General features: G+C 66.1%; 15 protein-coding genes. 9 read left to right on the top strand and 6 right to left on the bottom strand.

Annotated elements, in window-relative coordinates; translation table 11 throughout:
- Positions 1–23 precede the first annotated feature (23 nt).
- The 3 genes from GAK28_RS11625 to pilG are packed head-to-tail and all read right to left on the bottom strand — an operon-like array spanning position 24 to position 1,391.
- Positions 24–569: a chemotaxis protein CheW gene (locus GAK28_RS11625; RefSeq protein WP_291778891.1), complete on the bottom strand. Its 546-nt coding sequence runs from the start codon at positions 567–569 to the stop codon at positions 24–26.
- Positions 570–576: 7 nt separating this feature from the next.
- A complete protein-coding gene (locus tag GAK28_RS11620) occupies positions 577–951 on the bottom strand; it encodes a response regulator (RefSeq protein ID WP_291778888.1) in 375 nt (124 codons plus the stop codon).
- Between the two features lie 38 nt (positions 952–989).
- On the bottom strand, positions 990–1,391 hold the full coding sequence (pilG, locus tag GAK28_RS11615; RefSeq protein ID WP_291778885.1) for a twitching motility response regulator PilG: 402 nt from the start codon (positions 1,389–1,391) through the stop codon (positions 990–992).
- Between the two features lie 298 nt (positions 1,392–1,689).
- Here pilG and gshB point away from each other — a divergent pair, with 298 nt between their 5' ends.
- Positions 1,690–2,631: a glutathione synthase gene (gshB, locus tag GAK28_RS11610; RefSeq protein WP_291778882.1), complete on the top strand. Its 942-nt coding sequence runs from the start codon at positions 1,690–1,692 to the stop codon at positions 2,629–2,631.
- Positions 2,628–3,488, top strand: coding sequence for an energy transducer TonB (locus tag GAK28_RS11605; RefSeq protein WP_291778879.1), 861 nt, complete (start codon positions 2,628–2,630; stop codon positions 3,486–3,488). The genes gshB and GAK28_RS11605 overlap by 4 nt, the downstream gene beginning before the upstream one ends.
- Before the next feature lie 54 nt (positions 3,489–3,542).
- Here GAK28_RS11605 and GAK28_RS11600 read toward each other — a convergent pair whose 3' ends face one another.
- On the bottom strand, positions 3,543–3,827 hold the full coding sequence (locus GAK28_RS11600) for a hypothetical protein (protein ID WP_291778876.1): 285 nt from the start codon (positions 3,825–3,827) through the stop codon (positions 3,543–3,545).
- Between the two features lie 135 nt (positions 3,828–3,962).
- Between GAK28_RS11600 and GAK28_RS11595 the strand changes: the two genes are divergently transcribed.
- The 5 genes from GAK28_RS11595 (at position 3,963) to GAK28_RS11575 (ending at position 8,323) form a co-directional block, all read left to right on the top strand.
- The gene (locus tag GAK28_RS11595; protein WP_291778875.1) at positions 3,963–4,529 is read left to right on the top strand and encodes a YqgE/AlgH family protein; all 567 of its coding nucleotides are present in this window, start codon (positions 3,963–3,965) and stop codon (positions 4,527–4,529) included.
- 4 nt (positions 4,530–4,533) lie between these two features.
- Positions 4,534–4,953, top strand: coding sequence for a Holliday junction resolvase RuvX (gene ruvX, locus GAK28_RS11590; RefSeq protein ID WP_291778872.1), 420 nt, complete (start codon positions 4,534–4,536; stop codon positions 4,951–4,953).
- 27 nt (positions 4,954–4,980) lie between these two features.
- On the top strand, positions 4,981–5,907 hold the full coding sequence (locus tag GAK28_RS11585; protein ID WP_291778867.1) for an aspartate carbamoyltransferase catalytic subunit: 927 nt from the start codon (positions 4,981–4,983) through the stop codon (positions 5,905–5,907).
- Between the two features lie 101 nt (positions 5,908–6,008).
- A complete protein-coding gene (locus tag GAK28_RS11580) occupies positions 6,009–7,760 on the top strand; it encodes a hypothetical protein (RefSeq protein WP_291778864.1) in 1,752 nt (583 codons plus the stop codon).
- 197 nt (positions 7,761–7,957) lie between these two features.
- A complete protein-coding gene (locus tag GAK28_RS11575; RefSeq protein ID WP_291778861.1) occupies positions 7,958–8,323 on the top strand; it encodes a BON domain-containing protein in 366 nt (121 codons plus the stop codon).
- A gap of 207 nt (positions 8,324–8,530) precedes the next feature.
- Here the strand turns inward: GAK28_RS11575 and GAK28_RS11570 are convergent, their stop codons facing one another.
- Positions 8,531–9,697, bottom strand: a complete 1,167-nt coding sequence (locus tag GAK28_RS11570) for a PilT/PilU family type 4a pilus ATPase (RefSeq protein ID WP_291778858.1) — start codon at positions 9,695–9,697, stop codon at positions 8,531–8,533.
- Positions 9,697–10,734, bottom strand: a complete 1,038-nt coding sequence (locus tag GAK28_RS11565; RefSeq protein WP_291778855.1) for a type IV pilus twitching motility protein PilT — start codon at positions 10,732–10,734, stop codon at positions 9,697–9,699. Before GAK28_RS11565 ends, GAK28_RS11570 begins: the two co-directional genes overlap by 1 nt.
- Before the next feature lie 115 nt (positions 10,735–10,849).
- Between GAK28_RS11565 and proC the strand changes: the two genes are divergently transcribed.
- Entirely contained in the window at positions 10,850–11,674 is an 825-nt protein-coding gene (proC, locus tag GAK28_RS11560; RefSeq protein WP_291778851.1) for a pyrroline-5-carboxylate reductase, read from the top strand.
- Positions 11,671–12,246 (top strand): YggT family protein, encoded by a 576-nt coding sequence (locus GAK28_RS11555; protein WP_291778848.1) that lies wholly within the window; start codon positions 11,671–11,673, stop codon positions 12,244–12,246. Before proC ends, GAK28_RS11555 begins: the two co-directional genes overlap by 4 nt.
- Positions 12,247–12,251: the final 5 nt, after the last annotated feature.

The raw sequence follows: 12,251 nt of genomic DNA, 5'->3' as shown, positions 1-12,251 counted from the left end.
CCATCCCCCCCACTTGAGGCGCCCTAGAGCGCCGCCTGCCGGAAATCCGGCGCACGAACCAGACGGCTCATGCTGAATAGCCCGAACGACTGCTCGCCGAGCCGGATGTTCTCCGAAACGAATCGCGACACGCGCGGATCCTGTTCCTGCTCGCCCTCTTCGCGTCGCGATTCGTCCATGGTGCGCTGGCCGAACACCTCGTCCACCAGCAGGCCCACGATGCCGCCATGCTGGCGGACCAGCAGCAGGCGGGAACGTTCGGAAGACGGCGTCCGCTCGTCGAAAAGGAACCGGCCCAGGTCAATGGCCGGGACAAGGTTGCCGCGCACGTTGGCGACGCCCATCAGCCACGGCTGGGTACCGGGGACGTTGGTCAGCGGAGGCACCGCGAGCAGTTCGTTGATCTCGTCGATGCCGCTGACGAAATGGCGGCGCCCCACGCGGAAGCCGATACCGCGCCACAGGCCCGTCTCTTCCACCCGTTCGGGCGTACCGGCCGAGTGCGCCACGCAGGCGCGCTCGTAGCGGGCAAGGAGCTCGAAGGGGGTAAGTGCCACGTTCTCGCTCATGGCGTCCTCAATGCGTACGCTGCGACAGCAACCCGTTGATGGTCGAGAGCAATTCCTTCTCGTTCACCGGCTTGGTGATGAAGGCCTTGGCGCCCTGGCGCAGCCCCCATACACGGTCAGTCTCCATCGACTTGGTGGTGATCATCACCACCGGCACGTCGGCGGTGGTCGGGTCGCGGCTGAGCGTGCGCGTGGCCTGGAAGCCGTTCATGCCGGGCATGATGACGTCCATGATGACCAGGTCGGGCTTGCTGGCGCGGATGCGGTCGATGCTGGCTTCGGCGTTGTCGACGCTTGAAACGGAAAAACCCGCCTTCTCCAGCAGCGTGGTGAACACGCGGACGTCGGTGGGCGAGTCGTCGATGATCAGGATGTTTGCCACACGTCCCCCTGGACGCAGTTACATGACATTGGGTGGGATCAGTTCGCCGTCGCGTAGCGATGGATCGCGCCGAGGAGTTCGTCGCGGGTGAACGGCTTGGTGAGGTACTGCTCGGCGCCGACGATGCGGCCACGGGCCTTGTCGAACAGGCCGTCCTTGGAGGACAGCATGATCACGGGCGTACCCCGGAACTGGGCGTTGTTCTTGATGAGCGCGCAGGTCTGGTAGCCGTCCAGGCGCGGCATCATGATGTCGACGAAGATGATGTTCGGCTTCTGGTCGGAAATCTTGGCCAAAGCCTCGAAGCCGTCCACCGCGGTGAGTACGTCGCAGCCTTCCTTCTTCAACAGGGTCTCGGCCGTGCGTCGTATGGTTTTCGAATCGTCGATGACCATGACCTTCAAACCGGCCAGGTCCGTGCCACGTTCGTTGTCGTTCACTACGCCCCCGTACCACACCAAAAAACGCAAATCCCGCCGCAGGATAGCCGGTTGCCGCCGGTTATTCCGTGCGCCAGGTCGAAAGTCCGGAGTCAGGGACCCCGTGGGACCGCTCGGTTGGCTGTCCTCGGTCCGCTGTTTAAAGGGTGGATGGGATGGCGTCAAGGAGAAATGTTCTTACGACGGGTGAGGGATGGGCCCAGCGCGGTCCCTCCGAGGGTTCCCGAAAGACGCCGCCCCTCTCCCGCCTTGCTTCTCCCGGCTACACTTTCCCCATCACGCTTCCGGACTCTCCCCCATGCCCCTCTCCGTCGCGGTCCTCATGGACCCCATCCGCGCCATCAAGATCGCCAAGGATTCCACCTTCGCCATGTTGCTGGAGGCCGCGCGGCGCGGTCATGACCTTTACTACATCGAGCACGGCGACCTGGCGTTGCGCGACGGCGACGCCTGGGCCCGGATGCGCCCCCTCACCGTGAAGGACGACCCGGCGGGCTGGTACACCCTGGGCGAATCCGCATGGCGACCGCTCGGCGAGATCGACATCCTGCTGGCCCGCAAGGATCCGCCGGTCGACGCCCAGTTCATCTACGACACCATGGTGCTGGAGGCGGCGCAGAAGGCCGGCTGCAACGTCGTGAACGACCCGCGCAGCCTGCGCGACTGCAACGAGAAGCTGTTCGCCCTGCAGTTCCCACAGTGCATCGCCCCGACCCTGGTCTCCCGCGATCGCGGCGAGCTGAAGGCGTTCGTGGCCCACCACGGCGAAGCCGTGCTCAAGCCGCTGGACGGCATGGGCGGCCGCGGCATCTTCCGGGTGAAGGCCGGCGACAGCAACCTGAACTCCATGCTGGAAACCCTGCTGGACGGCGACCGCCACTTCGCGATCGCGCAGAAATACATCCCGGAAATCACCCAGGGCGACAAACGCATCCTGCTGATCGACGGCGAACCGGTGCCGTACGCGCTGGCCCGCATCCCGCAGGGCGACGAATTCCGCGGCAACCTCGCGGCCGGTGGCCGCGGCGAGGGCGTCCCCCTCTCCGAGCGCGATCGCTGGATCGCCGCCCAGGTCGCCCCGGAACTGCGCCGTCGCGGCCTGCGCTTCGTCGGCCTGGACGTGATCGGCGACTACCTGACCGAGATCAACGTCACATCTCCGACCTGCATCCGCGAACTGGATGCCCAGTTCGGCCTTAACATCGCCGGGCTGATGTTCGACGCGATCGAGGCCCGATGACCACCCGAACCACCGGCGCCGACCTGTTCGGCGCCACGTTGCTGTTCTCGCTGCTGTTGCACGGTGTCGTCATCCTCGGCATCACCTTCGAGGCGGAGAAGCCCAAGCCCAGCTTGCCGACGCTGGACGTCACCCTCGTGGACGTCGCCAACGCCGAGCAGCCGGACAAGGCCGACTTCCTCGCCCAGGCCAACAACAGCGGGGGTGGCGAGCACGACAAGGCGCGGCGCCCCGCCGAGCCGGTCTCCGGCCCGTTGCCCACGCCCAACCAGGGCGTCACCCCGGAGCCCAAGGACGCCCAGGCGCCCGCCCCGCGTGAGAGCACGCCGACCCAGTTGCTCACCACTTCGGGCGAATCCTCCTTCGCGGTCGACACGCAGAAAGAACAAAAAGAACAGACGCCCCAGCCTCTGCCCGTCTCCGATGAGGACGTGCGCCGGAAGCTGGAGATGGCCAAGCTGGCCGCCGAGGTGCGCGACCAGTCGGAGGCCTATGCCAAGCGCCCCAAGAAGAAGTTCATTTCATCCAATACGCGCGAATACGCCTACGCCGCCTACATGAAGGGCTGGGTGGGTCGCGTGGAGCGCGTGGGCAATCTCAACTACCCCGACGAAGCGCGTCGCCAGGGCCTCCACGGTGAGCTGGTGCTTACGGTGGGCCTCAACCGCGATGGTTCGATCCACAGCATGGATGTGATCAAGAGTTCGGGCAACAAGCTCCTGGACGACGCCGCGCAGCGCATCGTCCGCCTCTCTGCACCCTTCCCCGCCCTGCCGACGGACAAGAACCGGGTCGATGAGCTGTACATCACGCGAACCTGGCAGTTTTTGCCGGGGAACGTGCTTCGGAACTACTGAGGCGGGGTCGCGCGCAAGCGCGCTCCTACAACAGCCATCGCCCTTGCGCGCGATTCACGGTTTCGGCAAAAGCTGATCGGCTTCGCTCACATACGCCTTCTTCGCCTTCCGGTCCCACACGCACAGCTCACGCCCCGGCGCGTTCTTCATGTGCGCCTGCGGATAACGCCCCGCCAGCACCAGCGCGGTGACCGGCACGCGGTCGTCGTACTGGATCGTGCGGCCCACCGGCTTCGCGTCCTTCAGCCCGCTGGCCGCCACGCAGGCCTTGACCACCGTCTGTTCATACTCCGCCCAGGCATCCGGCGACGACGCCTGGGCCGCGATCGGTGCCAACACCCCGAAGACCATAAAGAATCCCTTTGCAAACATAGCCTTTCCCATGAACATGCCTCCTTGTGAGCTTCTTCACACCCTACGCGAAAGGCCCTGAATACCGGCCCACGCCTCTCCCGTAACGGCTACAATGAGGCCATGACGATCGCCAACACCTTCGCGGGACAGTTCCTCATCGCGATGCCCTCGCTCACCGAGGCACCGTTCGCGCGTGGGGTCGCCTTCCTTTGCCAGCACGGTGAAGACGGCGCGGTCGGATTGCTCATCAACCAGATCTCCGAATACCGCCTCGGCGATGTCCTCGCCCAGATGAAACTGCACTGCGAAGACCCGGAGATCGCCGACTACCCGGTGCTCATCGGCGGCCCGGTGCAGCAGGAGCGCGGTTTTGTACTGCACCGCGAACCCGGTCACTGGGACTCCAGCTATCGAGTCAACGAAGACTGGTCGGTCACCACCTCACGCGACATCCTGGTTGCCATGGCCAAGGGCGAAGGCCCTCGCCGCGCGGTGGTCACGCTGGGCTATTCGGGCTGGGACGCCGACCAGCTCGAGCAGGAGATCATGGACAACGCGTGGCTTACCACGCGCGCCGACGAGCGCATCGTCTTCGACACCCCCCTCGACGAGCGCTGGGTCGCCGCCACCCGCAAGCTGGGCGTCCGCGAACCCATGCAGTTGACCGGCTACGCCGGGCACGCCTGATCCCATGAGCTGTCTGTTCGGTTTCGACGTCGGCACGAAGATCGTCGGCGTCGCCGTCGGCAACCGCCTGACGGGCACCGCCCGCGCGCTTGCCGCGATTCCCGTCCGCGATGGCCAGCCCGACTGGCAGGCGCTCGATGCCCTGCGTTCCGACTGGCTGCCCGCGGAACTCGTGGTCGGCCTGCCGCTCGACAACGACGGCAAGGAGCAACCGATGACGCGCACGGCGCGCCGCTTCGCGCAGCGCCTGACGGAACGCTACAAGCTGCCGGTCGTCTTCGCCGACGAGCGCATGAGTTCACAGGAGGCCGCGCGCCGCTTCGCCGCTGGCCGCGCCGCCGGCACGCGCAAGCGCTCCGACGCCAAATCCATCGACGCCGAGGCCGCCGCGGTGATCCTCGAGTCGTACCTCGTCCAAGAATGATCCGTTCAACCCCTGCTTGAGGAAGTCATGTCACATCGCCTCCGCCACCTGACCACCCTCGAGAACCTGCCGCGCGAAGCCGTCGAGCGCATCCTCGACCGCGCCAACAGCATGCGCGACGCCACCGCGCACGGCACGCGCAAGCTCGACCTGCTCGCCGGCCGCACCGTGCTCAACCTGTTCTTCGAGCCGTCCACGCGCACGCGCACCTCGTTCGAACTGGCGGCGCGCCGGCTCGGCGCCGACGTCATCAACTTCGACATCGGCCTCTCCTCCACGAGCAAGGGCGAGGAATTGTTCGACACCCTGCACACGCTCGAAGCCATGCACCTGGACGCGATCATCGTCCGCCACAAGGTTTCCGGCACGCCAGAGGAACTGGTCAAGCACGCCATGAGCGGCGTCTCGGTGGTCAACGCCGGCGACGGTAACCGGGCACATCCCACCCAAGGCCTGCTCGACGCCCTGACGATCCGCAACCACCATCCGGATTTCCGCAAGCTCAAGATCGCCATCTGCGGCGACGTGCGCCATTCGCGCGTCGCCCGCTCCGATGTCCACGTGCTCACCGCCCTGGGTGCCAAGGATGTCCGTCTCGTCGGTCCGTCGTCGCTGCTGCCGCCCGAGGGCGAAATGAAGGGCGTGACCTACCACGACGATTTCGACGAGGCCATCCAGGGTGTGGACGCCGTGATCATGCTGCGCCTGCAGAAGGAGCGCATGGCCTCCACCGACCTGCCCGACGAAGCCGCCTACTTCGAGCGCTACGGCCTGGACACCCGACGCCTGGCCCGGGCCGCCAAGGGCTGCCTGGTCATGCACCCCGGCCCCATCAACCGCGGCATCGAGATCGCCCCGGAGGTCGCCGACGGCGCCCAGTCACGGATCCTCGAGCAGGTGGGCAACGGCGTGTTCGTCCGCATGGCCGTGCTGGCCGAGGTCATGGGGCGCTAGGCGTAGGAATTTGCGCCTGCGCGATGCCGTAGGCGCCTTCCTCACCATGTCTTCCGGCATAATGGGGAGACAAGGGACCAACTCAACCAACGGGATAGACAATGCGACCGACGAAGCGACTCATTGCGCTCGGCGTCGCCGGCGTGCTGCTGGCGGCCTGCGGCCACAAGGACAAGGATGCACCGCTGGCCTTCGTGCCGGCCGATACGCCCTACGTGGCGGCCACCCTCGACAAGCTCGACGATGACGCCTACGCGGCCATCATGGCGCAGGCCAACAGCGAACTGCCGGGTCAGGTGACCCAGATGAAGTCGTTCGCCCAGGACCTCGACGCCAAGGGCAACAAGGACGGCGCCAACCTCCTGCGCGCGCTCGCGACCGAGTTCGACGGCAAGTCCGCCGAGGACGCCGTGAAGAACATGGGCCTGGACGTCAAGACCGGCTCCGCCTTCTACGGCTACGGCCTGGCACCGGTGGCCCGCGTCTCGCTGGCCGACACCGCCGCCTGGGACGCCTTCGTGGGCCGTCTCGAGACCGCCTACGGCAAGAAGCTCGAAACCGCCGACGCCGGCGGCCAGTCCTATCGCCATGTCACCCTGTCCGATTCCGGCATCCAGCTGGTGATCGCCACCGTCGGCAAGCAGGCCGTGGTCACGCTGCTCCCGGCCGACGCCGGCCAGCCGCAGATCCGCCAGGTGCTCGGCGCCGATCGCCCGGAGAAGAACCTCCAGGATGACGGCCGCCTCGCCGACATCGCCAAGGACAAGGGCTACAAGAACTACGTCGTCGGCCAGCTCGACCTCACCCGCCTGCTGCCGCTCGTCGCCAGCGGCAAGGATCCGCTGTTCTCCACCTTCCTCAAGCAGCAGGCGAAGAAGACCGGCGAACCGGAACCGCAGCTGCCGCCGTCGTGCCAGGCCGAGGCCACCCGCATCGCCGCGCGCGTGCCGTCGCTCAGCTTCGGCTACACCCGCCTCGACGCGAAGCACCAGGACCAGCGCGTCGACATTGCCCTCGCCGACGACATCACCAAGGCCTTCTCGGGCCTGAAGGTGGAACTGCCGGGCCTGGGCACCGACGCCACCGCCGCGTTCGACGTGAGCCTCGCCCTGCCGATCGAGCAGATCCGCACGTTCTTCACCGCGCAGGCCGAAGCCGTCGCTGCCAAGCCGTTCGAGTGCCCTGCCTTCGCCAGCATGAACGACAGCTACGCGAAGCTCGGCCAGACCATGCAGCAGGCCGCGATCCCGCCGTTCGGCGACGTCCGTGGCGTGCGCATCGTGCTCGACTCGTTCAAGCCGGCCACCCCGCCGGCGCAGCTGCCGGCCATCACCGGTCGCGTCGTGCTTGCCACGCGTAATCCGGCCGGCCTGGTCGCGATGGGCCAGGCCGTGCTCGGCGGCGACTTCAAGCTGTCGGCCGACGGCAAGGCCACCCCGCTCCCGCAGAACGTCGCCGCCTCGCTCGGCATGCCGGCCTGGGCCGCCATGAACAACCAGGCGATCGCGATCGGCGTGGGTGCGGGCGAAGACGCCAAGCTCGGCGACGTGCTCACGGCCTCCACCGGCGATGCCGGCCGCCTGAGCCGCCTGCATCTCAATGGCGACATGTACCGCTCGTGGGTCGACGTCATGGCTGAAAAGGCACAGACGTATGCCGAGAGCACCGCGAACGATGCCGACAACAATGATGATCCTCAGGTGGATCTCTCCGCCCACGCCAACGCGGCCGCCCGTTCCAAGGCCCAGTTCGACGCGATGAAGGCCCAGGCCGCGCGCGTCCAGCAGATCTCCGGCGAAGCCCACATGGAAGACAAGGGCCTGGTGTTCACCGGTTCGGTGGAATACAAGTAAGCCGCTTTCCTACTGGAAAGAACGAAAAAGAGGGCGCCCCATGGGCGCCCTCTTTTTTTGTCGAAGACAAAGCTGAACGCAATGATTTCCCGGGCACGGATCGTTCACGGATGCGCTGTTTCCATAGCTCCGCGACTACGGCAGCCACATCGTGTGGCGCCGCTCGCCATCCTCACAGTGTGTAAAGGAGTTCATCCATGAACCATGCCAACCTTCGTAAGGCCCTGTTCGCTGCCGCCCTCGTCGCCGGTCTCGGCACGGTCCCGTTCGCGCAGGTGAATGCCCAGGACTCCGCCGCGGCCGCCTCCAAGGGCGACAACCAGACCGTCGCCGGCAAGGCCGACGATACCTGGATCACCACGAAGGTGAAGTCCGAGTTCGCCGCCAACAAGAGCGTGAAGGGTTCCGAGATCTCGGTGAGCACCACCGAAGGCGTCGTGACGCTGACCGGTACCGTCGCTACGGCGAAGGAAAAGAGCCACGCCGAAGCCATCGCCAAGAAGATCAAGGGCGTGAAGAGCGTCGACGCCAGCGGCCTGACCGTGTCGGCTGCGGCCAAGTAACAACGACTACAGTTGGTGGATCGACTTTAGGGCGCCCATTGGGCGCCCTTTTTTTGGGTCTGAACGCTTCACGCTGCCATTTCCTTGTAGGAGCGCGCTTGCGCGCGACGGGGCGAAGCACAAAGTCGCAAGCCACCCGTGCAGCCAGCTCACCGCTCCGCCCCGTCGCGCGCAAGCGCGCTCCTACAGAGAAGCCGATGGCGGCCGTCAGCGGCGGAGCATGCCGCCGCCGAAACCGTTGCGGTCGTCCGGCTTCTCGATCTCCACGCCTTCCAGGCCCTGCGACAGCGTGTGCGCGTCGCCGCCCTGCGCCAGCTTGATGCGCAAGCGCACTTCGTTGGCGCTGTCCGCATGACGCAGCGCGTCTTCGTAGCTGATCTCGCCCGCGTGGTACAGCTCGACCAGGCTCTGGTCGAAGGTGCGCATGCCGAGCTGGTTCGAATCGCGCATCAGCTCCTTCAGCTTGTGCACGTCACCCTGGCGGATGTAGTCCTGCGCCAGCGGCGTGCCCAGCAGCACTTCGACCGCCACGCGACGGGCCTTGCCGTCGGGCGTGGGAATCAGCTGCTGCGCCACGATGCCCTTCAGGTTCAGCGACAAGTCCATGAACAGCTGCTGGCGACGGTCTTCCGGGAAGAAATGCAGGATGCGGTCCGGCGCCTGGTTGGCGTTGTTCGCATGCAGCGTGCACAGGCACAGGTGGCCGGTTTCCGAGAAGTTGATCGCGTGCTCCATCGTCTCGCGCGTACGCACTTCGCCGATCATGATCACGTCGGGCGCCTGGCGCAGGGTGTTCTTCAGCGCGTTTTCCCAGCTGTCCGTGTCGATGCCCAGCTCGCGCTGCGTGATGATGCAGCCTTCGTGGCGGTGCACGTATTCGATCGGGTCCTCGATGGTGATGATGTGCCCGGTCGAATTCTGGTTGCGGTAGCCGATCATCGCCGCGAGCGAGGTGGACTTACCCGTACCCGTACCGCCGACGAAGATGATGATGCCGCGCTTGGTCATCGCCAGTTGCTTCACGACCGCGGGCAAGCTCAGCTCGTCCACGGTGGGGATCTTCGACTCGATCCGGCGCAGCACCATGCCCACGCAGTTGCGCTGGTAGAAGCACGACACGCGGAAGCGACCGATACCCGAGGCGCTGATCGCGAACTGGCACTCGTGGGTCTTTTCGAATTCCTCGCGCTGGGCGGGCGTCATCACATTGAGCACCATGTCGCGCGACTGCTGCGCGGAGAGCGGGCTCTGCGTGATGGGCACGATGCGCCCCTGCACCTTCATGGAAGGCGCCACGCCAGCGGTGATGAACAGGTCCGAGGCCTGTTTGTGCACCATCAGCTTGAGGAAGGAAGTGAAGTCGAAGTCGCTCATCAGCGGAACCCTTCCTTGTTCTTGGCATACATGGCGCCTTCCTGGCGCGTGATCAGGCCGCGCTTCACCAGGTCGAGCAGGTTCTGGTCCAGCGTCTGCATGCCGTACTGCTGGCCGGTCTGGATGGCGGAGTACATCTGCGCCACCTTGTCTTCGCGGATAAGGTTACGGATGGCGGGGATGCCCACCATGATCTCGTGCGCCGCGAGGCGGCCGCCGCCCACCTTTTTCAGCAGCGACTGCGAAATCACCGCGCGTAGCGACTCGGACAGCATGGAACGCACCATCGGCTTCTCGCCTGCCGGGAACACGTCGATGATACGGTCGATGGTCTTGGCGGCCGACGAGGTATGCAGGGTGCCGAACACGAGATGGCCCGTCTCGGCGGCGGTGAGCGCCAGGCGAATCGTTTCCAGGTCGCGAAGCTCGCCGACCAGGATGTAGTCCGGATCTTCGCGCAGCGCGGAACGCAGCGCCTCGTTGAAGCCGTGGGTGTCGCGGTGCACCTCGCGCTGGTTGACCAGGCACTTCTGCGAACTGTGCACGAATTCGATCGGGTCCTCGACGGTGAGGATGTGGCCGTATTCGGTCTTGTTGATGTGGTCGACCATGGCCGCCAGGGTGGTCGACTTACCCGAACCGGTGGGGCCGGTGACCAGGATCAGGCCCTGGGGCTGCTCGATCAGCTCGCGGAAGATCCGCGGCGCGCCCAGGTCCTCCAGGGTCAGCACCTCCGAGGGAATGGTACGGAACACCGCGCCCGCGCCACGGTTGTGGTTGAAGGCGTTGACGCGAAAGCGCGCCAGGCCGGGGATTTCGAAGGAGAAATCGACCTCGAGGAATTCCTCATAGTCGCGGCGCTGCTTGTCCGACATGATGTCGTAGATCAGCGAATGGACCTGTTTGTGCTCCAGCGCCGGGATATTGATACGGCGCACATCGCCGTCCACGCGGATCATCGGCGGGAGACCGGCGGAAAGGTGCAGGTCGGAGGCCTTGTTCTTCACGGAGAAGGCAAGGAGTTCGGCGATGTCCATCAGTGTCCCCTATCTGGAAGGGGCATAGGTAAGCATGCCCGGGGGTCGGCGGCAAGGCGCGGGGCATATATGCTTTGCCCAATGTGAAAAGCGTCGCGAACGGAGCACACCACCCATGAATCGGATCGCCTTTATCGGCGGCGGCAATATGGCCCAGGCCCTCATCGCGGGCATGATCCGCCATGGCGCCCAGCCCGGCGGCATCGCCGTCGCCGAGCCTCGCGCCGAGGCCCTGCAGGAGCTATCCCGCGAGTACGGGGTGGCCACCTATACCGACAACCTCGATGCCGCCGAGGGTGCCGCCATCCTGGTGCTGGCGGTGAAGCCCCAGATGCTGGCCGAGGTCTGCCGCCTCCTGCGTCCCGCCGTGCAGAAATACCGCCCGGTGGTGATCTCCATCGCCGCGGGCATCCGCATCGCCCAGATAGAGCGCTGGTTCGACGCCGCCCTGCCCGTGGTGCGCTGCATGCCGAATACGCCCGCCATGTTCGGCGCTGGCGCCACCGGCCTCTATGCCAACGCCCGGGTCAGCGCCCCGCAGCGCGCCGAGGCGCAGCATGTGCTCGACGCCGCCGGTCTCAGCGTCTGGGTGCCGGACGAGGACCAGCTGGACATCGTCACGGCCCTCTCGGGCTCGGGCCCGGCCTATTTTTTCCTGATGGTCGAGGCGCTGGAGAACGCCGCCTTCGCCCAGGGGATGTCGCGCGAGACCGCCCGCGCCCTGGCGACGCAGACGGCGCTCGGCGCCGGCCGCATGCTGGTTGAAAGCGGCGAGACCGCCGCCACCCTTCGCAAGCGGGTCACCTCGCCCAACGGCACCACCCAGGCCGCCCTGGAGAGTTTCCAGGCCGACCATTTCCCCGCCATCGTGGGGCGCGCCGTCGATGCGGCGCGCCGCCGTGGCGTCGAACTTTCCGAAGCTATGGAATCGATCAAGTGAATTACCTGACCAACGCCGGCGCCCTGATCCTGCAGTTCGCCTTCGGCGCCCTCGTCACCCTGTTCGTGCTGCGCATCCTCGCGGAGGCCTGTCGCGCGGATTTCAACAATCCGCTATGCCAGTTCCTCTACCGCTTCACCAACCCGGTGCTGCGGCCGCTGCGCAAGGCGCTGCCGAACTTCCGCCGAATCAATACCGCCGCGCTGCTGATCGCCCTGCTGCTGGAATGCCTGAAGGTGCTGCTGGTGCTGGCCCTGGGCGGCATCCCGCTCGCACCGGTCGGTATCCTGGTGATGGGCTTCGCCGAACTGCTCGACTTCTTCCTGCTGACCTGGATCGTGATCGTCTTCGCCTGGTCGCTGCTCAGCATGTTCTCGTCCGACCGCTACCACCCGGTGGCCCGCCTGCTGTCGAGCCTGGCCGAACCGCTGGTGCGCCCGCTGCGTGGCCGGATGACCCTCGGCGGGCTGGATTTCTCGCCGACGGTGGTGCTGTTGGGGTTGTTCCTGGCTCGCATCCTCATCGCGCAGCCGATTCTGGACCTGGGTGGTCGGCTGGCCATGGGGGGCTGAGGCCC

This window comes from Luteibacter sp. (assembly GCF_009912395.1).
Lineage (GTDB): Bacteria > Pseudomonadota > Gammaproteobacteria > Xanthomonadales > Rhodanobacteraceae > Luteibacter.
Note: the sequence above shows the minus strand (reverse complement) of the source record. Positions and strands in the feature narration are given on the sequence as shown.

Excerpts from the sequence above, each read along its gene's own strand:
- GAK28_RS11570 (WP_291778858.1), bottom strand. The coding sequence starts at position 9,697 with ATGAGCGACTTCGACTTCACTTCCTTCCTCAAGCTGATGGTGCACAAA.
- ruvX (WP_291778872.1), top strand. The coding sequence starts at position 4,534 with ATGAGCTGTCTGTTCGGTTTCGACGTCGGCACGAAGATCGTCGGCGTC.
- GAK28_RS11575 (WP_291778861.1), top strand. The coding sequence starts at position 7,958 with ATGAACCATGCCAACCTTCGTAAGGCCCTGTTCGCTGCCGCCCTCGTC.
- GAK28_RS11595 (WP_291778875.1), top strand. The coding sequence starts at position 3,963 with ATGACGATCGCCAACACCTTCGCGGGACAGTTCCTCATCGCGATGCCC.
- GAK28_RS11585 (WP_291778867.1), top strand. The coding sequence starts at position 4,981 with ATGTCACATCGCCTCCGCCACCTGACCACCCTCGAGAACCTGCCGCGC.
- GAK28_RS11625 (WP_291778891.1), bottom strand. The coding sequence starts at position 569 with ATGAGCGAGAACGTGGCACTTACCCCCTTCGAGCTCCTTGCCCGCTAC.
- GAK28_RS11565 (WP_291778855.1), bottom strand. The coding sequence starts at position 10,734 with ATGGACATCGCCGAACTCCTTGCCTTCTCCGTGAAGAACAAGGCCTCC.
- proC (WP_291778851.1), top strand. The coding sequence starts at position 10,850 with ATGAATCGGATCGCCTTTATCGGCGGCGGCAATATGGCCCAGGCCCTC.
- GAK28_RS11605 (WP_291778879.1), top strand. The coding sequence starts at position 2,628 with ATGACCACCCGAACCACCGGCGCCGACCTGTTCGGCGCCACGTTGCTG.
- GAK28_RS11580 (WP_291778864.1), top strand. The coding sequence starts at position 6,009 with ATGCGACCGACGAAGCGACTCATTGCGCTCGGCGTCGCCGGCGTGCTG.
- gshB (WP_291778882.1), top strand. The coding sequence starts at position 1,690 with ATGCCCCTCTCCGTCGCGGTCCTCATGGACCCCATCCGCGCCATCAAG.